Origin of the sequence: Comamonas composti DSM 21721 (genome assembly GCF_000429845.1) — a bacterium.
Classification (GTDB): Bacteria; Pseudomonadota; Gammaproteobacteria; order Burkholderiales; family Burkholderiaceae_C; genus Comamonas; species Comamonas composti.
The window spans coordinates 68,842-93,746 of the sequence record NZ_AUCQ01000002.1 but is presented as its reverse complement, the minus strand read 5'-3'; the positions used below and the strand labels follow the sequence as shown (position 1 = coordinate 93,746).

Genomic DNA, 24,905 nt, shown 5'->3' with positions numbered 1-24,905 from the left:
GCTAAGGGGCGTCGGCTTGTGCGCTGTCCGTCACTGCGCCGGTTTGCTGGCGGTTTCAGTGGGGGAGAGGTGCTCGAATGCCATGACATTGACTTGCGTTTTCTCTGGAGTCGCGACTCCTATGGCTCCAGGTCTGACCCAGGCGAGCGTACCTCCCGTGGGCAGGCTCTCGCCGAGCTTGATCATGCGGGGGGCGGGTTCGCCGTTGATCTGGACGATGATTTGCGTGCTCGGCCCTCGGCTCACAATGCCTGTGACAAGCCAGTCCGGTGGGGTCAGCGGCTTGTCGCGCACCGTCCACGGCATGTTCGCCGTGCTTTCCCAGAGTGCAAGCATGCCTTGTTGCTGCATGCCTCCGGGTTCTATGGGCTCGGGAGGGGCGGATTTTTTGTCAGCGGCGGGCACTTCTGCCTCCACCGGTTTGATCAGTGCAGGAGGGCTCACGAGCTGCAGTGAGACGCTGCTGCCTGGTGCTTCGGGCGGCTTGTCAAGTGGTTCCGACTCTTTGGCGAACAGGGCGCGTTGGCCCAGCCAGTAAGCCAGGGCGATACAGAGCAGGCTGGCCAGAAAAAACGCCCAGCGATACATTCTTGACTGGCTCACAGGCTTGCTCCCGCCTCCTGGCTGGCCGCTGGCGCTTCGGTCTGCTCAGGAAGATTGGCCTGGATATCTTGCTGTGCGGCTGCCTGGAGTCTCTGCCAGGCGGCGGCTTCCAGTCCATAGGTGCGCACATGAATGTCGGCGTTGCCGCTGCGGACAATGAATTTCTCGATGTTCCTCAGCACCGGGCCGTGTTCTATTTGCTCGATCAGCAGATCCAGATCCGGAAATGCAAGAGGAACCGTCACTCGTACGTTGGAATAAATCAGGCCGGTAAGCTGTGCCGGGGCATTTCGGGCACCGGGTGTGTTGATGGCATTGGTGATGACGGTCTCTCCCTGTGCTGATACACGGCAGCCTGCCTTGAGCTTGTTGCACAGTTCTCCCAGCGACTCCATGGCCTCGGCCCGAAAGCCTCCAGACTGTGTGACGGGAGGAAGGCGCTCAAGCCATGTCAGCTGAGCCTTTGCTGCGAGCTGCTTTTGCTGCGCCCAGTCTACGGCGGTGATGGCATTGTGCTCGCGCGTGCGCAGGTGCTTCATCCGCTCGATTTCGGGGCGCATCCGGGTCAACTCGTCATCCCACTCCAGAATCGGACTGGAAAAGGCGACCAGTGCAGCCAGCCAGATCAGCCAGCGAAGATTGTTGCTCATTCTTGAACCTGCTGCTGTGAGTCTGCCGAAGCCTTGATGCGCCAGGAAAACTTGAAACCATCGCCCGATACATCGATAAAGCGCGCATCGTAGAAGAGTGGATTGCTGGCGATCTGGTCAAGAATGGTCGTCAGCTTGATGGGGCTGCCGGCCGTGGCACTGACAAAGGTGGCTTGAACCGTTGGTGCTGAGATCTCGAGTTCGCGCAAGACGACGCCCTGGCGAGGCCAGGTGCTGGACAGGCTGCTCAGCAAAGTGCCCGTACTGGGCTGTGGGACCAGGCTGTCGGCCTGGTGCAGCCAGTTGACCGTATTTTGTGCCTGCTCTCGAACTCGCAGCAGAGGCTCAAGAGCGGCTGCTGCGGACTGGCTTGACTGCAGACCTTCGTCAAGAACCTGCTGGGCCGCTATTTTCTGGCCATAGGTCCAGGCGGCCCAGGCCATCATGCCCACCGTGGCGACTGCGAGGCCGGCATTGATGAAGGTCGGCCACTGAACAGCGCGCCTGCTTTCGGGGCGCGGTGTTAAATTGCGGCCCCACAGCACGGACTTGCCGGGCGTCTGAGCCGTGGCCTTGTCTGGCAGTTGAGGGGGCCAGCCCAGCGCAATCAGCTCGGGGGTCTGTGCCAGCAATTCGCTCCATTCGACCGGAGTTGGCAGCGTTTCGAACCAGAGGCTGTCGACCAGCTGGCGTTTGCTCCAGAGCAGCAGCTCGATACCAGGCGCTTGCGGGAGGCGTTGAAAGCTGACGCCGGAGGCGGCCGGAGTCGAAAGAAGGCTGGACGGCCAAAGGAGAAAGCGCTGTGCCGAGGCATGACCCGCTTCGATTTGGTCCTCAAGCTCCTTGTTCCAGAGCCATAAATGCAGCCACTGATCCTGCTGCAGGGCAAAAGACCCCGTGCGGGCGAAAGGCGAATGGGACTGGACCTGGATTTGAGCGAAAGAAGCCAGCCGCAACCGAGGCACACCCAGGCAGGAGATGCGCTGGTACAGACACAGTGACCGAGGGATGACGATTCTGACGGCACGCAACTGCTCCAGCCTGAACCGACTCAGGGGAGGGCGAGCATGCTCGTTGACACCATCCGGGCTAAAAAATTGAGTTGGTGGGGGCATTGTTTGGCGTGGTCACAGAGACTGCGGGAGGCCAGGGCAAACCCTGCAGTATAGCCATGGGCTCTCGCATGGCTTTAATTTCGGCCTGGGTGGTGCGCCATGGTCTGTCTTTGTCCATGGGGTCGAGTTGGAGGATGTAGCTCAGCTGCCAGGGGCCTTGTGTAGACAGGTGGGTGACGCGAAGACTGCGCTGGACATGTTTGCCTGTGAGAGCGCCCCATCCGCCAATGTTCACGCCTGCCAACTGATTGTTTTGCGCCGTACGTTCCGCAAGATGCTGAGGATCGCCTCTGGCGCGCGAAATGTCGTCAATCTGTTCGGCGCCCAGTCCGGCGGCCTTCAAAACGCGGGGCGGGGCCGTTGCCAGATTCAGGCTGGTGCCGAGCATGGTGGTTTCACCATGAATCGTGAAATCGTCGATGCAGCCGTTGTCTTCAAAGGCCTGGCGATACGGACCCCAGCCATACACGGCCCAGACCTCCTCGACCGTCAGCAAGGGGCTGTTGCGTGGTGGCGGCATGCCGGCTGAAGCGTAAGCCTCCTGCTCGGCCCCGTGAAGGCGCTGAAGATTGTCGGCATCCACATAGTCCAGCAAGGCGTCGATGAGGTATGGCGTTTTATCCGGGCTGACTCCGCAGTCCTCCAGAAAGCGAGTCAGAAATGGCTGGTCTATGCTGGCGAGATTGACCAGCCCACCCATATCCTGAAACTGGACCAGGCTGGTTTCGTCTGCTTTGTAGGGGGTGCCGTCGACTTGCAGGCTGAGATTTCCGTCAGTGAATTCGGCCAACCCTGCCTGAGCCGTAGAGAGCCAATACTGGGCCTGAGCCCGAGTCGTCATGCTGCTGCGTATGAACTCGCTGCGCTTGCGCAGCAGGGCCGCACGCTCGGCGGATGTCTGCGCAACGTCGGCAATCATGGCCACCACAATGGACAGCCCGGCCAGCAGCCAAAGCACGGCAGCAAGAGCGAACCCCTGTGAATATGCTTTTTTGGGAAGTGGTTGCGGGCTCATTGGGTGTTGAAGAAAAAATCGTTGACGGACTTGCCTGGCGGACTCCAGTTGCCCTCATAGGCCGCAGATTTGAAGACCTCTTGTTCCCCGGATGAAGAGCGAATCAGAATGGCTGATGGCATGGCGCGAGAATCCCCCATGCCCATGGGAGGCCATATCTGATGCTGTTGATCAAGATGGTCCAGAAAACGGAACTCGACCTTTTCTGTAAAGCGCGCGAGGATTTTTTCCTTTGCGAGAGAGTTTCCTACGGGGGTTAAAAGCAGATTTGTATCGCCTGCGGTGGTTTTGAGATCAAGTCGAATTTGCTGAGGTATCCCTCTGGGCATTTCCGGGGGGGCTGTGGTGACCATGGTGATGGTTTCGGACCTGCCTGTGAAAGGTTTTTCCAGCGTCGGATCTATCACCATATTGGCTGTGATGTCATAAAGCGATCGTGCTTGATTCCAGCGTTCCAAGAAACCATTGCTCTGGTCGGCGCCAACTCTGACGATTTGAGATATCTGACTCAGTGCGCCAGACATCAGGGCAATGGTGAAGCTGAGAATCACGATGGTGACCAGTAGCTCTATCAGCGTGAGGCCCTCTTGCTTTCTAATAGCAACGGCATTGGAGGTTATTTGACTTACCATATAACCCCGTTGCCTGTCTCGGATATTTTGTTGAAACCTGTGAGTTCGATATTGAATTCTATTATTTTAGAATCTGAATCCTTATCAAGGACCTCGACATCTACAGAGTAAAGCCCTATCTCGTAGGAGCCTTGGCCACCTTTTGCATTGAGTGCGCGTTGAAGCGGACGAATCGGGCGGCCAACCCACTTGAGTGTGCTGTCCTTCAGGCGCATGCTGCCTTGTGGCTGCTTTAATGGGTTGATGTTTCTGATGTATTCAAAAGCCTCTATTTTCAACAGCAGTGACTTTTCCTCTTGCTTGGCCCTATTCATGGCACTGACGCTCTGATCAAACCAGGTAAAAGAGATGGTCGCGCCCATGCTCAAGATCACAAGCGCAGCAAGAACCTCCAGAAGGCTAATGCCTCGTTGTTTTTCAGGTGAAATTGCTGGCCGCTGGAGGGTTGACATCTATCTAACGGTTTTTACTGTTGATGAGGGGCGGCTGTTGAAACAAAACAGCTTTCCTCTTCAATTTGAAGGACGATCTTGCTGTTTTTCTTAGTGAAGTTGATGGTGCTTTTGTCGCATTTGCCTGATCTCCAGATCTTTAGCGACTGTTCTGGAGCCAGCGACCAGCCGGGCGGGAGCTGCATGGCAGGTTCACCATCCGACATTTTTGAGTTGACGGTTTTTTCTGTTAACTCAAAATCCTGCTCCAGCAAGGCTGACCTGGTCAGCAATTTCTGCAGACTGTTGGCAATGGCTGTTTTTGCGACCCTGTCCTCTGTCGATTCAAACCAGCGCTCAAAACTTGGGATGATAATTCCTGTCAGAAGACCGAGTAATACCATCACAGCCATCATCTCAATAAGAGTAAAGCCATGAGCGATCTTGATTGCAATGTGGCTGTTTCCCTGGGTTTTATTTCGCCATGATGTCTGCATTGATGTCCTCTCCCCCGGGCTTGCCATCTGCGCCAAACGACATGACTGCAAATGGCTTTCCATTGGGGCCGGGCGAGACTATCTGGTAGGGGTTGTTCCAGGGGTCGGCTGGTATTTGGCCGTCCATGTAAGGCCCCTTCCAGACTGCCGCAACATTCGGATCCTCAGGCTTTTGAGTAAGCCATTTCAGGGCCTTTTCCCCTTCGGGAAGAGTGCCAATGTCAAGACGCATGATTTGCAAGGCACTCTCAATCATCTTGATCTGGACTTGAGCCGTCTGGACTTTGCTGGTATCCACTTTGCCAAAGATGCGTGGTCCAACAAGTCCGGCTAGCAGACCGATAATCACCATGACGACTAGCATTTCCAAAAGGGTAAAGCCCTTCTTGGCCTTTAACGAATTTTTCTTGATGATGGTCATTGGATATAAATCTTGCTTGGATTGTTGGATGGTGTCCATGAAATGGCGTTCGCTAGACGAATGAAAATATTAAATAACGTTGGTTAAACTGGTAATGGCAAGCATGACGCTGATCATGATCCCTCCCAAAATGACAGAAACCATTAGGATGGTCAATGGCTCCAAAAGTATGAGAAATTGCTTCATGCTTTGCTGGGCATGAACTCTGTGCATTTGCGCCAAAGAGGATGTGGTTTGTGGAAGCTTTCCGGACTGCTCTCCCACACGAATCAGGTTCAGGCCCACGGCATCAATAAATTGATGCTCCTGCATGGCAAGAGCCAGGGAGTGGCCGGACTTCACATCTTTTGCAATGAGCTCGGCACGAGAGCGCCAGCTCTGACCTGTGAGTGAATTCAGCGAGTGGTGCAGGGCATCCAGTATGGGGACGTGATTTTGCAATAAAACGGAAAACATGCTGGCCCAGCGTGCAAGCTCTACATGCTGAATCCAGTTTTTTGTGATGGGAAATCCGCTTGCCGCTTCCCACAACTGGGCTCTGAAGCTTTTTTGTGAGAATAGATAATAGACTGAAATAATGATTCCGGAAAAAACTGCTGCAGCGAAAAACTTGTTATTGACCAGCCAAAGACCTGATTGCAGTATCAAGCGTGAGAAAAGTGGTATCTCTGCTTTTGGGTTGGTGAGTATATTGGCGAATTTCGGAACCACAAACATGAAAACCACCAGGGTGGCAAGCAAGCCGCTGGCAATCAATACCATGGGATAGGTCAGAGCGTTCCTGGTTTCTCTGCGGAAGGCTGCATCGGATTCCATCTGCTGTGCTGCCGATTGCAGGGAGGCCCCGAGCTTGCCAGTCTCTTCGCCGGCTCTTACCAGTTCGTGAACATACTCAGGCAGAGCCAGGCCGCTGGAGCGCAATGCTGTCGCCAGATTGCTGCCAGAGCGCAGGCTGGTATAGGCCGATGAAAGAACCGAGCCAGAGGGCCGGTTTTCATGCCCTTTGGCAATGTTGAGAACGGCATCGGCCAAGGGGATGCCAGCATTCAGCAAAGTGGATAGTTCTTGAACGCAGAGCAATATCTCTTCTGAACTGATCTTCTGGTTTTTCTTGCCGTTCAGAAAACCAAGTGAAATCTCCGAACTATTTCCTGTGCGTGAGGCTCCGGCTGAAATATCCTTGATATCAAAAACCTGCAGTCCACGTTTGGATAGCTCGCTCAAGGCAGCCTTTCTGTCGTGAGCCTCCAGGGTGTCATTGCTGCGCTGACCTTTCTGATTGATGGCCTGATACTTGAACTTTGGCATATGCTTTTAAAGGTCTCCCAAAGTCATGACTTCTTCTACCGTGGTGATCCCTTGGGCAGCTTTTAAAAGGCCATCTTGCAGCATGGAGCGAACTCCAATGGCGCGCAGATTTTTGATGGTTTCAGTTTCACTGGCTTTTTCTAATATCTCAAGTCTCAGAGCGGCATCAACTTCGAACATCTCGTAGACGGCAATACGTCCCAAGAATCCGGTATGCAGGCACACATCACATCCTACGGGATGGCGCAGTCTGATTTCAGGCTCCTTGATGTCTTGATTTTTCTGAGCCTTGGCGATCAGATCCAGGCTGATCTGATCCGGGTTTTCTGCCTCTTTGCTGCAATGCGGGCACAGCCTGCGAACAAGGCGCTGGGCCATAATCCCGCGCAGACTGGATGCCAGCAAAAATCGCTCAATTCCCATATCCGCGAGCCGGGTCACTGCCCCGGCCGCGCTATTCGTGTGCAACGTGGAAAACACAAGGTGGCCGGTGAGCGCCGACTGCACGGCGATGCCTGCGGTTTCCTGGTCCCGGATCTCACCAATCAGAATGACATCCGGGTCATGGCGCAGAATCGAGCGCAGTGATGTCGCAAAGGTGAACCCGATGTCCGAGTTGACCTGTACTTGCGTAATACCTTCGAGCTTGTATTCGACAGGGTCTTCGACGGTAATGATTTTCTTTAATCCGTCATTTCCCAGGTCAAGTGCTGTGTAGAGCGTCGTGGTCTTGCCAGAGCCGGTGGGACCGGTAACCAGAATAATGCCATCCGGTGTTTGAATCCAGCGCTGGAACATTTGCGCATGATCGGACAGCATGCCGAGGTCGGCCAGGTTGTAGTCGGGCCGGTCCTGGCGCAGCAAGCGCATGACCACCGATTCACCATTGCTGCCGGGCAGGATGGAGACCCGGACGTCGAAGACCTCTCCGTGAATGCGGGCTGTCATGCGGCCGTCTTGAGGAAGGCGGCGCTCAGCAATATCCAATTGCGAAAGTATCTTGATACGACAAATGGTCGCATCAAACTTGTCGAGGGAAAAACGCTGCAGCTCCCGCATGACCCCATCCACGCGAACCCTGGTCACAAAACCGTTTTCTCCCGGTTCGATATGGATATCCGAGGCTCGGCGCGTAACCGACTGGCTTAAAAGATTGTTGACGAGCTCAACAATAGGGCCTTCTTCGGCCAATTCCCTGAGGTGAGCCAGATTGCTTGAGTTGGCGCTTTCCAGCTGCTTGTGCGTCGCCAGTTCGGCATACAGGTTGTCAAGGTCGACTTGCCGGCATACACGCATGGAAACGGGCTTGCCCCTTTGCGTGCCTTGTATGCGCAGCATTTCGCTGGCCGAGCGCGATAGAAGATCCGAGGTGCAGCAGACCAGCTCATCATCGGTTTCCCAGAGAGCCAGGTTTTCCTGTTGGCACCAAGTCGGCTGCAGCTGCAATGATAAAAAGGCTCCCTGGATCATGGCGTCCATCGCCCCCAGCTCTGAGGCTGGAAGCAAGGGCCATTGTGTGTAGCTGCACAAGGCTTCGACCAGTGCGTGGCTGGCCACCATCCCGGTTCTGGAGGCAATTGCCAAAGGGGAGTCGGGCTTGTTGTGGATGAGTGCCGCCAACTGCGTCGCACGCTCGGCGTCCACCATGCCCAGGTGCTGGAGATGCTCAATGAACGGATGGGGGCGCTGTACGGCGGCGATGTCCATCATTTCCTCTTTGTTTCAGCTTGGCCGATCTTGATTTGCCGGTGCAGTCCATAGTATTTGCCGTTGGCGCGGACAACGAGCAACAGATCTTGCGTGCGCTGCAGATCCAATAGCAAAGAGACTTTGGGAAGTGCTGAAGGTTCCAGGCTGACGCTCGCGAACAGGGGCGATGGGCCGTCCGGGGCGGGGCTCAGGCTCAGAAGCCATACCCTGTCAGAGCGCGGGATGGTGCTCACGATCTTGACTTCGACAGGCCCGGCAGCAGCCACTGCAGGAAATTCGAGCAAGAGATCGTTCCCGCTTTCCAGCTTTTGAAAACTGGTGGACGGGGTGAGTGTTCCAAGAAAGGCATCCACTTTCTGTGTGTTGGCAGGCTTTGCAAAGGCCGGGCTTTTGGGACTGGGGGCAGGCTGGGCATTGCAGCTTAAAAAATAGCCAAGGCCCAGGCTCACCAGAACTGCCAACTGCTTGAGTGGATGAAAAATATGTGACATGGTGCTATTTTACGGAGCGTTTGCCAAATTGTTGGCTGGCTGGGCTGGCAGCCTGGAAACGGTCCGGAAATGGCGTGCAGTCTTGCTGTTTCGGGTTTCAATTGGACGGACCCGCGCGCGCAGAGGGTCTGCATGTATCCGGGCAAGGCCTGGTGCCTGGGATGCTGTATCAATGTCTGACTTCGGTTCATCCTGGCGCAGCCTGCAGCACAGGGTGGCTTGGGCCTGTGCTGCAGGCCGGCATTTCCTCATCGGGGCGGTTGAGGCATGCATCTGGCTGACGGCCCCGGGGAGGGGCCGGTTCAGTGGCTGATCTCAGACCTGGGCGCCCGAGTCCTTGACCACCTTGCTCCACTTGGCCGACTCGGCCTTGATGTAGGCCGAGAATTCGGCCTGGGAGTCGATGACCACATCACCGCCCTGGTCATTGATCTTCTTGACTACGGCCGGATCCTTGAGCACCTTGGCAATGGCTGCATGCAGCTTTTGCTGCACATCGGCCGGTGTCTTGGCCTGAGTCCAGAGGCCGAACCACGAGGTTGCCTCGTAGCCGGGCACGCCGGCTTCGGCCACGGTGGGTACGTCGGGCAGTTCGCGCGAGCGGCTGGCCGTGGTCACGGCCAGGGGGCGCAGCTTGCCCGAGCGCACATGCTGGATGGCCGAAGGCATGTTGTCGAACATGACGGCGATCTGGTTGCCCAGCAGGTCGGTCACGGCTGGGGCGCTGCCCTTGTAGGGCACATGCACCATGTCCAGGCCCGTCATGGAGCGAAACAGCTCGCCCGACAGGTGGATGGAGCTGCCGCTGCCCGAGGAGCCGTAGTTGAGCTGGCCAGGATTGGCCTTGGCATAGGCAATCATTTCCTTGACGCTCTTGAACGGCTGGTTGGGATTGGCGACCAGCAGATTGGGCACGGTGGCTACGCGCGTCAGCGGGGCGAAGTCCTTGACGGGATCGAATCCAGGCTTTTGGTAGAGGGCGGCGTTGATCGCATGCGTGCCCACGGTTCCCATGAACAGCGTATAGCCGTCGGCGTTGGCGCGGGCCGCAGCCTGCGCGCCTATGTTGCCGCCAGCGCCGGGCTTGTTGTCCACGATCACGGTCTGACCCAGTTCCTGCTGCAGGGCCTGGCCTACCACGCGCGCCAGAATGTCCGTGGTGCCGCCGGCCGCAAAGGGCACGAGAATGGTCAGTGGCTTGCTGGGGAAGTTGCTTTGCGCCGAGGCGGCTCCGGTGGCGGCAAGCGTCAGCGCCGCGGCGAGAACCTTGAGGCCATGGCGGCGGGCATAAGAGCGGGGGGCTGCAAACATTGAGGTCTCCTGAGTCGAGTGGGGCGATCGCCGCAGTCAGGGTATGGCGATCGCGAAAGCGGCTTGCCAGGCTTGTGGCCTGGCAAGCAAGGTCGTTCCGGGAATTACTCCTGAACGATGGAAGAGGGGTGGTTGGCCAGCGGCGTGACCTTGATTTCCATATAGGGGAACAGGGGCAGCGAGCTGAGCATGGTGTGCAGCTCGTCGTTGTCCTTGGCGTCGAAGATGCTCACATTGGCATACTCGCCCACCACGCGCCACAGGTGGCGCCACTTGCCTTCGCGCTGCAGCTTTTGCGAGTATTCCTTTTCTTCTTGCTTGATCTTGGCTGCGACCTCGGGGTCCAGCGTGGAAGGGATGCGGACAATCATTTCGACCATGTACAGCATGGAATGGCTCCTTGAAAAACAGGGAAAAAGAGACGAGAGAAGAGGGCAGAGGCCGGGCGCTGGCGCCCGGCCGGGAAGTGGATCAGCCGGTCACAGATGCGGCCAGATGAGCATGGTGGCCGCATAGATCACGCCGACCAGCATCATGGAAACCACGGTGTAGCCCATGATGTCCTTGAGCTTGAGCTTGGACAGGGCCAGAGCCGGCAGAATCCAGAAGGGCTGGACCAGGTCGTTCCAGCCATTGCCCAGCATCACCGACATGGCGGTCTGGGCCTGGGATGCACCCAGGGTGGTGGCCGCATCGATCATGAACGGGCCTTGCAGCACCCAGTGACCACCGCCCGAGGGGGCGAAGAAGTTGATCACAAAGGAGCTGATCAAACCCCACAGCGGCAGGGTGTCGGCGTTGGAGATGTTGACGAAGATGTGGGCGATGGACTCGACCAGACCCGAGCCATGCATGATGGCCATGATGCCGGCGTAGAACGGGAACTGCAAAATGATGCCGCCAATGGTTTTGACGCCTTCATTCACCTTTTCCACATACTGCATCGGGGTCTTGAGCAGCAAGATACCCAGGAACAGGATGAAGAAGTTGATCATGTTCAGGTCGAGGTTGCCGCCCTGGAAGAAGTGCAGGCCCACATAGCCCATGCCCGACAGGCCGATCAACAGGCTCAGCACGCGGCTGTTGTTCAGGCGCCAGGCCAGGGTTTTTTCGTCGCCCAGCAGCTCGCTGGCAGCGCCGCCCTGGTTTTCCTTGGCCACGGTGGCAGGGTCCAGCTCCACCACTTTCTCGCCCTTCTTGGGGTGCATGGCAGCGTTGAGCAGGGGCAGGGCAATCAGCACCACCAGGCTGGTGATCAGGATGGGTGCGGAGAAGATGGTTTCCGTCAGCGGAATAATCCCCATGGTGCTTTCAAAGCTGTGGCCCTTGGTGGAGATCAGCACCGGAATCGTGGCCGAGAAACCCAGGCTGTACATGGTGAAGCCGGTGTAGGCCGCCGCAATGATCAGGGGGTAGTGCACACCCTTCACTTTGAGCGCCAGCTTGCGCGCCATGATGCCGCCAATCACCAGGCCAAAGCCCCAGTTCAGATAGCTGCCCACGCAGCCCACGATGGTGGCCACGATGATGGCCTGGCGCGGTGTGTGCACATGGCTGGTGATCTTGTCCAGAAAGCGGTTGACCACGGGGGCTGCGGCCAGCACATAGCCCATGACCAGGATCACGGCCATCTGTGTGGTGAAGGCCAGCAGGCTCCAGAAACCCTTGCCCCAATCCTGCACCACCAGTTGGGCGGGACGGCTTTCAACGGCAAAGGCCAGCACCATGGTCAGCAGGGTGAGCAAGATGGCGAAGACAAAGGGGTCGGGCAGATACTTGCGCATCAGCTCCGTGAAGAAGGCGGTGATCTTGGACATGGAAGGCTTCTTGTGTGACGGGGACTCGACGGGAGAAAACGCGGGTCAGTGGTTGGGGAAGTGGGGCAATAGGCTGAAAGAGGGGCAAGACGGCCCAGCAAACCGTAGGTTTGCGATCGAGACGAGGCGCTTTGCCGCAGGCAGTACTTCGAGGTACGACAAGGCAAAGCAACGACGTATCGAGGGCCGTGTTGCCGCTCTACACGCCGGCCACGCCGACGGTCATGCCCCCACAGACATACAGCACCTGGCCGGTGACAAAGCCGCTGCGGTCATCGAGCAGGTAGGCCGCGGCGTGGGACACGTCCTCGGGCTCGCCCACGCGCTTGACGGGCACGGAGGCAATGATTTTTTGGGTGCGCGGCGCATCGGGCGGGTTGGCTTTGTCAAACAGCTCGGTGCGTATGGGACCGGGGCCTATGGCATTGGCGGTGATGCCCCATTGGCCCAGCTCCAGTGCCCAGACGCGGGTCATGCCGATCAGCCCGGCCTTGCTGGCTGCATAGGCCGTGCGCAAATCCTTGCCCAGGGCCGCACGCGAGGACATGTTGACGATGCGGCCAAAGCCGGCTTTCTTCATGCCGGGCAGCAGGGCCTGCATGCATTGCAGGGCACAGCGCAGATTCAGCGCCATGGCCAGGTCGAACTCGCCCAGGGACTGGGAGGCCGCGTCGTTGGGCACGACCACGCCCACGTTGTTCACCAGGCGGGTGATGGGGCCGCCGGCCAGGGCCTCTTGCAGGGCGCGGGCCGTGTCTTCGGTATTGCTCAGATCGGCCTGTATGCCGCCGGGCACATGGTCGACCACGCGGTCGATGATGACGGGCGCATAGCCGTCTTCGCGGCAGCGCCGGGCAATGGCAGCACCGATGCCGGCACCGCCGCCGGTGATCAGTACACGGGGAGCAGTTGGATGGGTCATGGCAGGGGCTTTCACAAACAAAAAAGGGCTCAGAGACAGCATTCGCCGGCCAGATAGGCCTTGCGCCAGCGCGTGATGCTGATCTTTTCGAACAGCTGGGCCTGGTAGAACGGGTCGGCCTCTATAAAGGCCTGGGCCTGCTCGCGGGTCTCCAGATCCACCAGGTACAGACCGCCGCCCAGGTCCTGGCCGTCGTCGTGCAGCTTGGCGCCGCAGGCCAGCAGCAGGTGGCTGTGGGCCTGCAAAAACTCCAAATGGGCTGGCCGGTGGGCCTGGCGCACGGCCTGGTGGCCGGGCTTGTCAAAGGTTTCGATGACAAAGGGCATGGGCGTCTTTCAAGGGCTGAACTGGGGGCTTACACCGTGGCCACGGGTGTCAGCGGCGAGGCCACGGCGCCGGGCAGGTGCAGCGGCGGCGCGGTGAGCAGAAAGTGGTGGCGCCGGTGGGCGCGCAGCCAGTGGGCCAGCGGTGTCAGATGCCAAAGCTCGCCCAGGTGCACGCCCAGCTTGAACAGGCAGTGCTCGTGCAGCGGCAGGGCCGCGCAGCAGTCCGCGCCAGGGCGGGCCGGGTGGGCTTCCACGGCGTAGTTGTCGGCGGCAATGGCGGCCACCTGGCTGTCACTGATCCACTGCAGCAGCTTGTCGTCGCGCCCGTCGAGCACGGCGCAGCTGTGGTTCAGCACCTCGGGGTCGGGGTGCTTTTTCATCTCCAGCACGCGTTGGGCAAAGCCGGTGTGCAGACACAGCATGTCGCCGGCGGCAATCTCCACGCCATCGGCCTCGATGATGCGCATCAGCTGCTCGTAGCCCACCAGGCTGCGGGCATCGCCCAGGTGGGCATGCAGGTCGAGCATCACGCCCCGGCCTTGCACGCCGTTGGCCGCCATGGCCTCAATGCCCAGGGCCTTGGCGCAGCTGGTGCTGGCGCTGTCATCCAGGCGCTCGGGCATGCCGGTGCCGCTGATGTCGGCCGGGCCGACGATGTCGATGCCGGCGCGAAAGCCGTTGTAGTACAGCGGCTCGGGCAGGCCGTCGCCATTGGCATCAAACAGCGAGCCCACATGGGCCAGGCCATCCCACTGCGTGGAGTACTGCAGCGACAGAATCGCCATGTCATCGGACAGCACATCGGTGCGGCCGGGCTCCAGCTCCTGCAGCAGGCAGTTGAAGTTGACCAGGCCCTTGCGCTGCAGAGGACGCAGCACGGGGGGCTTGCGGTTGGGGTTGAGTGCGCTGCCGCCCGGATAGTCCAGCGGCAGGCTGAGGGCAAAGCGCAGGCCTTCGCGCACCTCGGCCACGCCCTGGCGCACCTTTTCAGGGGTGAGCAGGTTCAGCCGGCCCAGTTGGTCGTTGGGGCCGAAGTCGCCCCAGGTCGAGCCTGGGGGGCGGTGCTTCCAGCGAGGGTTGGAAATGGACATGCGTGCTCCTTGTTCAGCAGCCGGAGCGGGGCTCCGACGTGCAGCACCGTTTTGGGTGGTGCTGGTGATGCCCTGAGTCGCAGGAAGCAGGCGCGGCCCAGGCCAGGGACAGCGAGCAAGGGCCGTCCCTTACGCTCGGCTGTCGTCCCCCTCCCGAAGAGAGAGGGGGAAGGCGCGAAGCGACTCAGGGGGTGCTTCATTTCAAGAAGCCCTTCAGGGCTTCGTTAAAGGCCTCGGGTGCTTCCAGGTTGGACAGGTGCGAGGCCGGCACCGTGGCCAGTGCCGAGCCTGCAATCGCGGCCTGCATGGCCTGGGCATCGGCCACCGTGGTCACCGGGTCGTGGGCGCCGGCCACCAGCAGCGTGGGTGTGGCGATGCTGGTGATGGCGGCGCGCAGGTCTTCCTTGGCCAGGGCTTCGCAGCAGCCGGCATAGCCTTCGGGGGCAATGCCGGCAATCCAGGCCTGGGCGGTCTGCACCACGCCGGGCTGGGCTTTGGCAAAGCCCTCGGTGAACCAGCGGCTGGGCGAGGAATCGGCCAGGGCCTGCATGCCGGCCGCACCCTGGGCGCGCACGGATGCCGCGCGCTCCAGCCATGGACCCTCGGCGCCGATCTTGGCGGCGCTGTTGGCCACGGTGATGCTCAGCATGCGTGCAGCGGCGTTCACACCCAGCCACAGGCCGGTGAGGCCGCCCATGGAGATGCCGCAGAAATGCGCCTTGTCGATGTGCAGCGCATCCAGAATGGCCAGCACATCGCCACCCAGCTGGTCAAAGCTGTAAGGGCCTGGGCTGCACACGCTGGCGCCATGGCCGCGGGTGTCGTAGCGCAGCACGCGGAAATCACGGCTGAAAGCCTGGGCCTGGGCTTCCCACATCTCCAGCGTGGTGCCCAGGGAGTTGGAGAACACCAGCACCGGTGCGCCCTCGGGGCCTTGCAGCTGGATGCGGAAAGTACCGGCAGCGGTAGCCAGTTGTTGGGGGGCGCTCATGGCTCAGACCTTTTCCAGAATCACGGCAATGCCTTGGCCCACGCCGATGCACATGGTGCACAGCGCATAGCGGCCACCCAGGGTGTGCAGCTGGTTGACGGCGGTGGTGGCCAGGCGGGCGCCGGAGGCACCCAGGGGGTGGCCTAGGGCGATGGCGCCGCCCCACTGGTTGACGCGGGCGTCATCGTCGGCAATGCCCAGATCGCGCAGCACGGCAAGGCCTTGGGCGGCAAAGGCTTCGTTCAGCTCGATCACGTCCATATCGGCCAGGCTGAGGCCGGTCTGGGCCAGCACCTTGCGCACGGCGGGGGCCGGGCCAAAACCCATGATGCGCGGGGCCACACCGGCGGTGGCCATGCCCACCACGCGGGCACGGGGCACGAGGTTGTACTGCTTGGCGGCTTCTGCATTGGCCAGCAGCAGGGCGCAGGCGCCGTCGTTCACGCCGCTGGCATTGCCTGCGGTCACGCTGCCGCCTTCGCGGACCACGCCCTTGAGCTTGGCCAGCGCTTCCAGCGTGGTGGCGCGGGGGTGCTCGTCCTGGCTGACGATGAGGGCATCGCCCTTTTTCTGGGGGATGCTGACGTTGACGATTTCCTGCGCCAGGTAGCCAGCGGCAATGGCGGCGGCCGCCTTTTGCTGCGAGGCCAGGGCCATGCGGTCTTGGGCTGCGCGTTCGATCTTGAAGTCGTCGGCCACGTTTTCGGCGGTCTCGGGCATGGAGTCCACGCCGTACTGCTGCTTCATCAGCTTGTTGACGAAGCGCCAGCCAATGGTGGTGTCATACACGGCGTTGTTGCGGCTGAAGGCGGACTCGGCCTTGGGCATCACAAACGGGGCGCGGCTCATGGATTCCACGCCGCCGGCAATCATCAAGCGGGCTTCACCGGACTTGATGGCACGGGCGGCAGAGCCCACGGCGTCCAGGCCGGAGCCGCACAGGCGGTTGAGGGTGGCGCCGGGCACGGCTATGGGCAGGCCGGCCAGCAGGCTGGACATGCGGGCCACGTTGCGGTTGTCTTCACCGGCCTGGTTGGCGTTGCCGTAGAGCACATCGTCCACGGCTGTCCAGTCCACGCCGGGGTTGCGCTCCATCAGCGCCTTGATGGGCAAGGCGCCCAGGTCGTCGGTGCGCACGCTGGACAGCGCGCCGCCGTAGCGGCCGAAGGGGGTGCGGATGGCGTCGCAGATAAAGGCTTGGTTGCTCATGGCTGTGTCTCCGGTTGGGCAAGGAAAACAGGAGCTGCCTGTGCTTGTCTATCAAGCATTTGCAGCTGTTATCTATGTGAAAGTGAGTAGGAGCGTGCGGTGACTGCTACGGTTTATGCTGTTGCCGCTGCAATCGGCAGACCGATGATGGCCTCCAGCTCGGCATGTGACAGGCCGGGCACCAGGTCCACCAGGCGCAGGCCGGTGGGCGTGCATTCCAGCGTGCACAAATCGGTGTAGATGCGCTTGACGCAGGCCAGGCCGGTGAGCGGGTAGCTGCAGGCCTTGACCACCTTGCACTCGCCGGCCTTGCTGACCAGGTCCATCATCACCCAGGTGGATTTGGCACCCACGGCCAGGTCCATGGCGCCGCCCACGGCGGGAATGGCGCCGGGCTCGCCCGTGCTCCAGTTGGCCAGATCACCCGTGGCCGAGACCTGGAAGGCACCCAGCACGCAGATGTCCAGATGGCCGCCGCGCATCATGGCGAAGCTGTCGGCATGGTGGAAATAGCTGCCACCGGGCAGCAAGGTGACGGGCTGCTTGCCGGCATTCGTCAGATCGTAGTCTTCTTCGCCCTTGGCCGGTGCGGGGCCCATGCCCAGGATGCCGTTTTCCGAATGCAGCACCACCTCGCGGTCGGCCGGAATATGGTTGGCCACCAAGGTAGGCTGGCCAATGCCCAAATTGACATAGGCGCCGTCAAAGATGTCCTGGGCCACACGGGCAGCCAGTTGGTCTTTGCTTCGTTTTTGATAGTTGCTCATGCTGGTATCTCCTGCATATTCCGTTGTCCGTGGCGTGGAGCGCAGCGCGCAAAACTGGCGCAGCCCAGCTCAGGGGCACCGAGGAAGGGCCGCCCCGCACCGAAGGTGCCGTCCCCCTCCGGCGCAGCCAGAGAGGGGGAAGCGGCGTAGCCGCTCAGGGGGTGTTTCACTGCTTAAACCCACCGGCTTTGGTGGCCACGCGATCCACCTTCACCAGCTTGCTGACATAGATGCCGGGGGTGACGATGGCCTCGGGGTCCATCTCGCCCAGTTCGACCAGCTCATGCACTGTGGCCACGGTGTACTTGGCCGCCATGGCGCACACGGGGCCGAAATTGCGGGCCGACATGCGATAGCTCAGATTGCCCCAACGGTCGCCCTTTTCGGCTTTGACCAGCGCCACATCACCATAGATGGGGTACTCCAGCACATAGTGTTTGCCGTTGATTTCACGGGTTTCCTTGCCGGCGGCCAGCTCGGTGCCGTAGGCCGTGGGGCAGAAGAAGGCGCCAATGCCGGCGCCGGCAGCGCGCATGCGCTCAGCCAGATTGCCCTGGGGCACGAGTTCGAGTTCGATCTTTCCGCTGCGGTAGAGATCGTCGAACACCCAGCTGTCCACCTGGCGGGGGAAGCTGCAGATGATTTTGCGCACCTGGCCGCTTTTCAACAGTGCAGCCAGGCCGGCTTCGCCGTTGCCTGCGTTGTTGTTGACCACGGTGAGATCGCGCACGCCGGTGGCGATCAGGCCGTCAATCAATTCAATAGGGTTGCCGGACGTACCGAAGCCGCCGATGAGCACGGTGGCGCCGTCCTGTATGCCCGAAAGGGCTTGGGCGACGGTATCGGTGATTTTGTTGATCATGTGTGGGCTCCTGCAGACATGAGCGCTTGCGCGGAAGGCGAAAGCGGTAGAATGTTCGCATATAGAACAAATGTTCGCTAAAAGAATTATAGGAACTCAAACAGCCGTTTGGCGGCTGTAGAAACCACATCAGGGAAAACCCCATGAACACCGAAAACACATCGCCCAAGCCCAGTGACAGCTATGTGCAATCCTTTGCCCGGGGGCTGGACGTGATCCGCTCCTTCAGCGCTCAGGCGCCGGAGCAGACGCTGAGCGAAGTTGCAGCGCGCACCGGCATGACGCGCGCCGGCGCCCGCCGCATCCTGCTGACGCTGCAGACCCTGGGCTATGTGAGAAGCGATGGCCGGCTGTTCCAGCTCACGCCGCGCATACTGGAGCTGGGCTTTGCCTATCTGAGCTCCACGCCGGTCTGGAACCTGGCCGAGCCCGTGATGGAGGCCCTGGCCGATCAGGTCAAGGAGTCCTGCTCGGTGGCCATCCTCGATGGTGATGAGGTGGTCTATGTGCTGCGCATCCACACCCACAAGATCATGAGCACGAACCTGCGCGTGGGTTCGCGCCTGCCCGCGTTCTGGACTTCGCTGGGCCGGGTGCTGCTCGCGGGCGAGAGCCAGGAATCCCTGCAGGCGCTTCTGGCAGCGCGTGATCGCCAGCACTTCACGGCATTGACCGAGCAGGACGACCAGGCCTTGCTGGGCAGCATTGCCCGAGTGAGGGCCCAGGGCTGGGCCCTGGTCGATCAGGAGCTGGAAGAAGGCTTGATCTCGATTGCCGCGCCCATTACCAACGCTGCCGGACGTACCGTGGCGGCGCTGAACATCAGCGGTCAGGCCAACCGCAGCAGTGCAGCCATGATGCAGGAGGATTTGCTGCCGCATCTGCTGGCTGCGGCCGGGAGAATCAGCCAACTGCTCAGGGCTTCCTCCAGGGCCTGATGCAAGGCCTGTGCCATCGGGTGGTGTTGCAGACGAAGTGGGGCTGCATGGGTGAAAGCCGGCTGCTGAAAGAGGCATGGATAATGCAGGCCTTCGGATTCTGATTGCTTGCCCATGGCCCGCCTGCCCAGACTCACCATTGCCGATCAGCCCCACCATGTGGTTCAGAGCGGCAACAACGGCATGGTGATCTTCATGGATGCGCAGGACCATGAAACCCTGCTCGACTTGCTGCGCGATCAGGCGCCGCGCTGGCAAGTGCAGGTCCATGCCTACCTGCTCATGCCCAGCCGCTTCCATCTGCTGCTCACGCCGCGCACTGCCGAAGGCCTGCCCAAGCTCATGCAGGCTCTGGGCCGGGCCTATGTGCGCTACTTCAACGACCGTCACGGACGCAGCGGAACCCTGTGGGAAGGACGTTATCGCGGCACGGTGATCGAGCCCGACTGGTTGCTCGCCTGCATGGTGTTCATGGATACCTGCCCGGTACATGCAGGCCTTGTCGCACAGGCTGGTGACTGGCCCTGGTCCAGCCATGCGCACAATGCCGGGCTTGCCAGCAATGGCTGGATCCAGCCGCATGCGGTTTTCTGGACTCTGGGAAATACGCCGTTTGCGCGTGATGCCGCCTATGTGCAGGCCGTGAATCAGGGACTGAGTGCCGACGATCGCGAGCGCATAGACGAGGCCGCCATGCGCGGATGGGCTCTTGGCAGTGCCGACTTCCTGGAAAAATTGCAACAAAAAACAAAAAGGCGCCTCACGCGCCAGCGTGCGGGAAGGCCTGCAAGCCAGCCTGCAGGCCAAGGCCAAGAGCTGAAGCAAGCCTGAGTCAGTGAGCTATCTTTTTGATTTTTCTGGGATTGCTTTTCTTTTTTAAATATGTCCCTTATTAATTTTCTACTTTTTTGATATGGATTTAATTGGAATCTGACCCTCATATAAATTTATTGCATGGGTTGATGCATGGATGTAATCTCGCCTTCCCTGCGAAAAATTTGAGGATTCCGCCATGACGACGGCTGCCGAGATCCAGCATCTCCAAGACCACGGTCTGTACTCCAAGAGCCACGAACACGACGCCTGCGGCCTGGGCTTCGTGGCGCATATCAAGGGCGTCAAGCGCCACGACATTGTTCGCGGCGCGCTCAAGATCCTCGAAAACATCGATCACCGTGGTGCCGTGGGCGCGGACAAGCTCATGGGCGATGGCACGGGCATCCTGCTGCAGATTCCCGACCAGCTGTATCGCGAGGAAATGGCCAGCGCCGGCGTGGCGCCCGATGGTTCGCTGGGCGTTGTCCTGCCGCCTGCCGGGGAATACGGCGTGGGCATGATTTTTCTGCCCAAGGAGCATGCCTCGCGCCTGGCCTGCGAGCAGGAGCTTGCGCGCGCCATCAAGGCCGAGGGCCAGGTGCTGCTGGGCTGGCGCGATGTGCCCGTGAACCGCGACATGCCCATGTCGCCCACGGTGCGCGAAAAAGAGCCCATCCTGCGCCAGGTCTTCATCGGCCGCGGCGCCGATGTGATCGTGCAGGACGCGCTGGAGCGCAAGCTGTACGTGATCCGCAAGACGGCCAGCGCCGCCATCCAGAACCTCAGGCTCAAGCACAGCAAGGAATACTATGTGCCCAGCATGAGCAGCCGCACCGTGGTCTACAAGGGCCTGCTGCTGGCCAACCAGCTGGGCGAGTACTACCTGGACCTGGCCGATGAGCGCTGCGTCTCGGCCATCGGCCTGGTGCATCAGCGCTTCTCGACCAACACCTTTCCCGAGTGGCCGCTGTCCCACCCCTACCGCTATGTGGCGCACAACGGCGAGATCAACACCGTGCGCGGCAACTACAACTGGATGCTGGCGCGCGAAGGTGTGATGGCCTCGCCCGTGCTGGCCGACGATCTGCAAAAGCTCTACCCCATCAGCTTTGCCGGCCAGTCCGATACTGCCACCTTCGACAACTGCCTGGAACTGCTGACCATGGCCGGCTACTCCATCAGCCAGGCCGTGATGATGATGATCCCCGAGCCCTGGGAGCAGAACGAGTCCATGGACGAGCGCCGCCGCGCGTTCTATGAATACCACGCGGCCATGATGGAGCCCTGGGACGGCCCGGCTTCCCTGGTGTTCACCGATGGCCGCCAGATCGGCGCCACGCTGGACCGCAACGGTCTGCGTCCCTCGCGCTATGTGGTCACCGAAGACGATCTGGTGATCCTGGCCTCCGAGGCCGGCGTGCTGCCCGTGCCCGACAGCAAGATCGTGCGCAAGTGGCGGCTGCAGCCCGGCAAGATGCTGCTCATCGATCTCGAGCAGGGGCGCATGATCGAGGACGACGAGCTCAAGGCCAACATCGTCAACACCAAGCCCTACAAGCAGTGGATAGAGAACCTGCGCATCAAGCTGGGCCGTGTGGGCGGTACGCAAAGCGCTGCGCCCGAGCCCGCCAGCCTGCCGCTGCTCGAGCGCCAGCAGGCCTTTGGCTTCACGCAGGAGGACATCAAGTTCCTCTTGGCGCCCATGGCGCAAAACGGCGAGGAAGGCATTGGCTCCATGGGCAACGACAGCCCGCTGGCCGTGCTCTCCGACAGGAACAAGCCGCTCTACAACTACTTTCGCCAGATGTTCGCGCAGGTCACCAACCCGCCGATCGACCCCATACGCGAAGCCATCGTGATGAGCCTGGTGTCCTTCATCGGCCCCAAGCCGAATCTGCTGGACATCAACCAGGTCAACCCGCCGATGCGGCTGGAGGTGCAGCAGCCCGTGCTCGACTTTGCCGACATGGCCAGGCTGCGCGACATAGAAAAGTACACGCACGGCAAGTTCAAGAGCGTCATCATCGACATCACCTACCCGCTGGCCTGGGGCAAGCAGGGCGTGGAGGCCAAGCTGGCCTCGCTGTGTGCCCAGGCCGTGGATGCGATCCGGGGCGGGGCCAATATCCTGATCATCAGCGACCGCCATGTGAGCGCCACGCAGGTGGCCATTCCGGCGTTGCTGGCGCTGTCGGCCATCCACCAGCACCTGGTGCGCACGGGCCTGCGCACGGCCGCGGGCCTGGTGGTGGAAACCGGCACGGCGCGCGAGGTGCATCACTTCGCGGTACTGGCCGGCTATGGTGCCGAGGCCGTCCACCCCTATCTGGCCATGGAAACCCTGGCCGACATGCATCAGGGCCTGGGCGCCGAGCTCTCGGCCGACAAGGCCATCTACAACTATGTCAAGGCCGTGGGCAAGGGCTTGTCCAAGATCATGTCCAAGATGGGCGTTTCCACCTACATGAGCTATTGCGGCGCCCAGCTGTTCGAGGTGATCGGCATCAACAGCGACACCGTTCAGCAATACTTCACGGGCACGGCCAGCCGCGTGGAAGGCATTGGCGTGTTCGAGATTGCCGAGGAGGCAATACGCAACCACCGGGCCGCCTTTGGCGACGATCCCGTGCTGGAGACCATGCTGGATGCGGGCGGCGAATACGCGTGGCGCGCGCGTGGCGAGGAGCACATGTGGACGCCCGATGCGATTGCCAAGCTGCAGCACTCCACGCGCTCCAACAGCTGGAGCAGCTACAAGGAGTATGCGCAAATCATCAACGACCAGAGCCGTCGGCATATGACACTGCGCGGCCTGTTCGAGTTCAGGCTGGATCCTGCGCGCGCGATTGCGCTGGACCAGGTCGAGCCCGCCAAGGAGATCGTGAAGCGCTTTGCCACGGGTGCCATGTCGCTGGGCTCGATCAGCACCGAAGCCCATGCCACGCTGGCCGTGGCCATGAACCGCATCGGTGGCAAGAGCAACACTGGCGAGGGCGGAGAAGATCCCAGGCGCTACCGCAACGAGCTCAAGGGCATACCCATCCAGCAGGGCGAAACCCTGGCCTCCATCATCGGCACCGACAAGGTCGAGGCCGACATCGCGCTGCAGGCCGGGGATTCGCTGCGCTCGCGCATCAAGCAGGTGGCTTCGGGGCGCTTCGGCGTCACGGCCGAGTACCTGGCTTCCTCGGACCAGATCCAGATCAAGATGGCCCAGGGCGCCAAGCCCGGCGAAGGCGGCCAGTTGCCGGGTGGCAAGGTCTCCGATTACATCGGCCAGCTGCGCCACAGCGTGCCCGGCGTGGGCCTGATCTCGCCCCCGCCCCACCACGACATCTATTCCATCGAAGACCTGGCACAGCTGATCCACGACCTGAAGAACGTGGCCCCGCATGCGGACATCTCGGTCAAGCTGGTGTCCGAAGTCGGCGTGGGCACGATTGCGGCCGGCGTGGCCAAGTGCAAGAGCGACCATGTGGTGATTGCCGGCCATGATGGCGGCACGGGCGCCTCGCCCTGGTCGTCGATCAAGCATGCGGGCTCGCCCTGGGAAATCGGTCTGGCCGAAACCCAGCAAACCCTGGTGCTCAACCGTCTGCGCGGCCGCATCCGCGTGCAGGCCGATGGCCAGATGAAGACCGGGCGCGATGTGGTCATCGGCGCGCTGCTGGGGGCCGACGAGTTTGGCTTTGCCACCGCTCCGCTGGTGGTCGAGGGCTGCATCATGATGCGCAAATGCCATCTCAACACCTGCCCCGTGGGCGTGGCCACGCAGGACCCGGTGCTGCGCGCCAAGTTCTCGGGCCGGCCCGAGCATGTGGTGAATTACTTCTTCTTCATTGCCGAGGAAGTGCGCCAGATCATGGCCCAACTGGGCATTGCCCGCTTCGATGACCTGATCGGCCGCGCCGACCTGCTGGACACGCGCGCCGGCATCGCCCACTGGAAGGCCCAGGGCCTGGACTTCTCGCGCCTGTTCGCGCTGCCCGAGATGCCGGCCGAAGTCGCGCGCTTTCATGTGGAAAAGCAGGACCACCTGCTGGAGCAGGCGCTGGACGTGAAGCTCATCGAGCGCTGCCAGCCCGCGATTGCTCACGGCGAGAAGGTGCGCATCATGGAAGTGGCGCGCAATGTGAACCGCTCCGTGGGCGCCATGCTCTCGGGGGCCGTGACCAAGGTCCATCCCGAAGGCCTGGCGGACGACACGATCCGCATCCACTTCGAAGGCACGGGTGGCCAGTCCTTCGGCGCCTTTCTGTGCAAGGGCGTGACCCTGGACCTCAAGGGTGATGCGAATGACTACACGGGCAAGGGCCTGTCGGGCGGGCGTCTCATCGTGCATGCCAGCCACGAGTTCCGCGGCGAGACCGCGCACAACACCATCGTCGGCAACACCGTGATGTTCGGTGCCACCAGCGGCCAGGCCTTTTTCGGCGGCGTGGCTGGCGAGCGCTTCGCGGTGCGCCTGTCGGGCGCCACGGCCGTGGTCGAGGGCGTGGGCGACCACGGCTGCGAGTACATGACGGGCGGCACCGTGGTCGTGCTCGGCAAAACCGGGCGCAACTTTGCGGCCGGCATGAGCGGCGGCGTGGCCTATGTGTACGACGAGGACGGCCAGTTCGCCCAGCGCTGCAACAAGGCCTCGGTGGCTCTGGAGCGCGTTCTGCCCCATGAGGAGCACCAGATGCAGGTGCCGCGCGCCATCTGGCACCACGGCGAAAGCGATGAGCGGCAGTTGCGCGCCCTGATCGAGGAGCACAGCCGCAGAACCGGCTCGGCGCGTGCCCGCTACCTGCTCGACCACTGGGCCGAGGCGCGTGCCCGCTTCGTCAAGGTGTTCCCGCTGGAGTACCAGCGCGCTCTGGCCGAAATCCATGTGCGCAAGCAGCAGGCCGCCGAGCCAGCACCGGCACCAGAGGTGGTGAAAGAGGTGGCGCAAGACGCCGTGGCCGCCAAGTAAGCAGCGAGAGCGGCACTAGAAG

At 61.0% G+C, this 24,905-nt stretch carries 24 protein-coding genes; 3 read left to right on the top strand and 21 right to left on the bottom strand.

All coding sequences use genetic code 11. The features are described 5' to 3' along the window. Nucleotides 1–30: 30 nt before the first annotated feature. The 21 genes from G486_RS23880 to G486_RS0102070 all read right to left on the bottom strand — a co-directional run bounded on the left by G486_RS23880 (nt 31) and on the right by G486_RS0102070 (nt 18,169). Nucleotides 31–603, bottom strand: a complete 573-nt coding sequence (locus G486_RS23880; RefSeq protein WP_156919853.1) for a hypothetical protein — start codon at nt 601–603, stop codon at nt 31–33. Beyond that, complete coding sequence (locus G486_RS0102165) at nt 600–1,253, bottom strand: hypothetical protein (protein ID WP_027014055.1); 654 nt, start codon at nt 1,251–1,253, stop codon at nt 600–602. The genes G486_RS23880 and G486_RS0102165 overlap by 4 nt, the downstream gene beginning before the upstream one ends. Then, the gene (locus tag G486_RS0102160) at nt 1,250–2,284 is read right to left on the bottom strand and encodes a hypothetical protein (protein WP_156919851.1); all 1,035 of its coding nucleotides are present in this window, start codon (nt 2,282–2,284) and stop codon (nt 1,250–1,252) included. Before G486_RS0102160 ends, G486_RS0102165 begins: the two co-directional genes overlap by 4 nt. 58 nt (nt 2,285–2,342) lie before the next feature. After that, complete coding sequence (locus G486_RS0102155; RefSeq protein ID WP_084454977.1) at nt 2,343–3,383, bottom strand: type II secretion system minor pseudopilin; 1,041 nt, start codon at nt 3,381–3,383, stop codon at nt 2,343–2,345. Further along, nucleotides 3,380–4,015: a type II secretion system protein gene (locus tag G486_RS0102150; RefSeq protein WP_027014052.1), complete on the bottom strand. Its 636-nt coding sequence runs from the start codon at nt 4,013–4,015 to the stop codon at nt 3,380–3,382. The genes G486_RS0102155 and G486_RS0102150 overlap by 4 nt, the downstream gene beginning before the upstream one ends. Then, entirely contained in the window at nt 4,009–4,467 is a 459-nt protein-coding gene (locus G486_RS0102145; RefSeq protein WP_027014051.1) for a PulJ/GspJ family protein, read from the bottom strand. Before G486_RS0102145 ends, G486_RS0102150 begins: the two co-directional genes overlap by 7 nt. Before the next feature lie 14 nt (nt 4,468–4,481). Further along, nucleotides 4,482–4,943 (bottom strand): pilus assembly FimT family protein, encoded by a 462-nt coding sequence (locus G486_RS0102140; RefSeq protein ID WP_169728568.1) that lies wholly within the window; start codon nt 4,941–4,943, stop codon nt 4,482–4,484. Beyond that, nucleotides 4,921–5,403 (bottom strand): type II secretion system major pseudopilin GspG, encoded by a 483-nt coding sequence (gene gspG, locus G486_RS0102135; RefSeq protein WP_245587220.1) that lies wholly within the window; start codon nt 5,401–5,403, stop codon nt 4,921–4,923. The genes G486_RS0102140 and gspG overlap by 23 nt, the downstream gene beginning before the upstream one ends. Nucleotides 5,404–5,433: 30 nt before the next feature. Beyond that, complete coding sequence (locus G486_RS0102130) at nt 5,434–6,672, bottom strand: type II secretion system F family protein (protein WP_027014048.1); 1,239 nt, start codon at nt 6,670–6,672, stop codon at nt 5,434–5,436. Between the two features lie 6 nt (nt 6,673–6,678). Further along, nucleotides 6,679–8,379 carry a GspE/PulE family protein gene (locus tag G486_RS21335; protein ID WP_051303023.1) on the bottom strand — a complete coding sequence of 567 codons (1,701 nt, stop codon included), beginning with the start codon at nt 8,377–8,379 and terminating at the stop codon, nt 6,679–6,681. Further along, complete coding sequence (locus G486_RS0102120; protein WP_156919849.1) at nt 8,379–8,873, bottom strand: hypothetical protein; 495 nt, start codon at nt 8,871–8,873, stop codon at nt 8,379–8,381. Before G486_RS0102120 ends, G486_RS21335 begins: the two co-directional genes overlap by 1 nt. Nucleotides 8,874–9,188: 315 nt before the next feature. Next, nucleotides 9,189–10,184 (bottom strand): Bug family tripartite tricarboxylate transporter substrate binding protein, encoded by a 996-nt coding sequence (locus G486_RS0102115; protein WP_027014046.1) that lies wholly within the window; start codon nt 10,182–10,184, stop codon nt 9,189–9,191. A gap of 104 nt (nt 10,185–10,288) precedes the next feature. Then, nucleotides 10,289–10,573 carry a muconolactone Delta-isomerase gene (catC, locus tag G486_RS0102110; protein WP_027014045.1) on the bottom strand — a complete coding sequence of 95 codons (285 nt, stop codon included), beginning with the start codon at nt 10,571–10,573 and terminating at the stop codon, nt 10,289–10,291. A gap of 90 nt (nt 10,574–10,663) precedes the next feature. After that, nucleotides 10,664–12,001 (bottom strand): short-chain fatty acid transporter, encoded by a 1,338-nt coding sequence (locus G486_RS0102105; RefSeq protein ID WP_027014044.1) that lies wholly within the window; start codon nt 11,999–12,001, stop codon nt 10,664–10,666. A gap of 199 nt (nt 12,002–12,200) precedes the next feature. After that, nucleotides 12,201–12,923, bottom strand: coding sequence for an SDR family oxidoreductase (locus G486_RS0102100; protein WP_027014043.1), 723 nt, complete (start codon nt 12,921–12,923; stop codon nt 12,201–12,203). A 29-nt stretch (nt 12,924–12,952) separates the two neighbouring features. After that, a complete protein-coding gene (locus G486_RS0102095) occupies nt 12,953–13,249 on the bottom strand; it encodes a YciI family protein (RefSeq protein ID WP_027014042.1) in 297 nt (98 codons plus the stop codon). Nucleotides 13,250–13,278: 29 nt separating this feature from the next. Beyond that, nucleotides 13,279–14,340: a cyclase family protein gene (locus G486_RS0102090; protein ID WP_034386396.1), complete on the bottom strand. Its 1,062-nt coding sequence runs from the start codon at nt 14,338–14,340 to the stop codon at nt 13,279–13,281. A 196-nt stretch (nt 14,341–14,536) separates the two neighbouring features. Beyond that, nucleotides 14,537–15,331, bottom strand: coding sequence for a 3-oxoadipate enol-lactonase (gene pcaD / locus G486_RS0102085; protein WP_027014040.1), 795 nt, complete (start codon nt 15,329–15,331; stop codon nt 14,537–14,539). A gap of 3 nt (nt 15,332–15,334) precedes the next feature. After that, nucleotides 15,335–16,540, bottom strand: coding sequence for a 3-oxoadipyl-CoA thiolase (pcaF, locus tag G486_RS0102080; protein WP_027014039.1), 1,206 nt, complete (start codon nt 16,538–16,540; stop codon nt 15,335–15,337). A gap of 113 nt (nt 16,541–16,653) precedes the next feature. After that, nucleotides 16,654–17,307 carry a 3-oxoacid CoA-transferase subunit B gene (locus G486_RS0102075; RefSeq protein WP_027014038.1) on the bottom strand — a complete coding sequence of 218 codons (654 nt, stop codon included), beginning with the start codon at nt 17,305–17,307 and terminating at the stop codon, nt 16,654–16,656. 166 nt (nt 17,308–17,473) lie between these two features. After that, nucleotides 17,474–18,169 carry a 3-oxoacid CoA-transferase subunit A gene (locus G486_RS0102070; protein ID WP_027014037.1) on the bottom strand — a complete coding sequence of 232 codons (696 nt, stop codon included), beginning with the start codon at nt 18,167–18,169 and terminating at the stop codon, nt 17,474–17,476. A 143-nt stretch (nt 18,170–18,312) separates the two neighbouring features. Here G486_RS0102070 and G486_RS0102065 point away from each other — a divergent pair, with 143 nt between their 5' ends. From G486_RS0102065 to G486_RS0102050, 3 genes are all read left to right on the top strand, one after another. After that, nucleotides 18,313–19,107, top strand: a complete 795-nt coding sequence (locus G486_RS0102065) for an IclR family transcriptional regulator domain-containing protein (protein WP_051303021.1) — start codon at nt 18,313–18,315, stop codon at nt 19,105–19,107. 114 nt (nt 19,108–19,221) lie between these two features. After that, nucleotides 19,222–19,938, top strand: a complete 717-nt coding sequence (locus G486_RS0102055; RefSeq protein WP_027014035.1) for a transposase — start codon at nt 19,222–19,224, stop codon at nt 19,936–19,938. Nucleotides 19,939–20,119: 181 nt separating this feature from the next. After that, nucleotides 20,120–24,883 carry a glutamate synthase-related protein gene (locus G486_RS0102050; RefSeq protein ID WP_027014034.1) on the top strand — a complete coding sequence of 1,588 codons (4,764 nt, stop codon included), beginning with the start codon at nt 20,120–20,122 and terminating at the stop codon, nt 24,881–24,883. Nucleotides 24,884–24,905 lie beyond the last annotated feature (22 nt).

Coding starts and splice junctions, on each gene's coding strand:
- G486_RS0102065 (WP_051303021.1), top strand. CDS start 18,313: ATGAACACCGAAAACACATCGCCCAAGCCCAGTGACAGCTATGTGCAA.
- G486_RS0102050 (WP_027014034.1), top strand. CDS start 20,120: ATGACGACGGCTGCCGAGATCCAGCATCTCCAAGACCACGGTCTGTAC.
- G486_RS0102095 (WP_027014042.1), bottom strand. CDS start 13,249: ATGCCCTTTGTCATCGAAACCTTTGACAAGCCCGGCCACCAGGCCGTG.
- G486_RS0102105 (WP_027014044.1), bottom strand. CDS start 12,001: ATGTCCAAGATCACCGCCTTCTTCACGGAGCTGATGCGCAAGTATCTG.
- G486_RS0102145 (WP_027014051.1), bottom strand. CDS start 4,467: ATGTCAACCCTCCAGCGGCCAGCAATTTCACCTGAAAAACAACGAGGC.
- G486_RS0102090 (WP_034386396.1), bottom strand. CDS start 14,340: ATGTCCATTTCCAACCCTCGCTGGAAGCACCGCCCCCCAGGCTCGACC.
- G486_RS0102120 (WP_156919849.1), bottom strand. CDS start 8,873: ATGTCACATATTTTTCATCCACTCAAGCAGTTGGCAGTTCTGGTGAGC.
- catC (WP_027014045.1), bottom strand. CDS start 10,573: ATGCTGTACATGGTCGAAATGATTGTCCGCATCCCTTCCACGCTGGAC.
- pcaD (WP_027014040.1), bottom strand. CDS start 15,331: ATGAGCGCCCCCCAACAACTGGCTACCGCTGCCGGTACTTTCCGCATC.
- G486_RS0102130 (WP_027014048.1), bottom strand. CDS start 6,672: ATGCCAAAGTTCAAGTATCAGGCCATCAATCAGAAAGGTCAGCGCAGC.
- G486_RS0102155 (WP_084454977.1), bottom strand. CDS start 3,383: ATGAGCCCGCAACCACTTCCCAAAAAAGCATATTCACAGGGGTTCGCT.
- G486_RS0102115 (WP_027014046.1), bottom strand. CDS start 10,184: ATGTTTGCAGCCCCCCGCTCTTATGCCCGCCGCCATGGCCTCAAGGTT.
- G486_RS0102070 (WP_027014037.1), bottom strand. CDS start 18,169: ATGATCAACAAAATCACCGATACCGTCGCCCAAGCCCTTTCGGGCATA.
- G486_RS21335 (WP_051303023.1), bottom strand. CDS start 8,379: ATGGACATCGCCGCCGTACAGCGCCCCCATCCGTTCATTGAGCATCTC.
- pcaF (WP_027014039.1), bottom strand. CDS start 16,540: ATGAGCAACCAAGCCTTTATCTGCGACGCCATCCGCACCCCCTTCGGC.
- G486_RS0102150 (WP_027014052.1), bottom strand. CDS start 4,015: ATGGTAAGTCAAATAACCTCCAATGCCGTTGCTATTAGAAAGCAAGAG.
- G486_RS0102165 (WP_027014055.1), bottom strand. CDS start 1,253: ATGAGCAACAATCTTCGCTGGCTGATCTGGCTGGCTGCACTGGTCGCC.
- G486_RS0102140 (WP_169728568.1), bottom strand. CDS start 4,943: ATGCAGACATCATGGCGAAATAAAACCCAGGGAAACAGCCACATTGCA.
- gspG (WP_245587220.1), bottom strand. CDS start 5,403: ATGGACACCATCCAACAATCCAAGCAAGATTTATATCCAATGACCATC.
- G486_RS0102100 (WP_027014043.1), bottom strand. CDS start 12,923: ATGACCCATCCAACTGCTCCCCGTGTACTGATCACCGGCGGCGGTGCC.
- G486_RS0102055 (WP_027014035.1), top strand. CDS start 19,222: ATGGCCCGCCTGCCCAGACTCACCATTGCCGATCAGCCCCACCATGTG.
- G486_RS0102075 (WP_027014038.1), bottom strand. CDS start 17,307: ATGAGCAACTATCAAAAACGAAGCAAAGACCAACTGGCTGCCCGTGTG.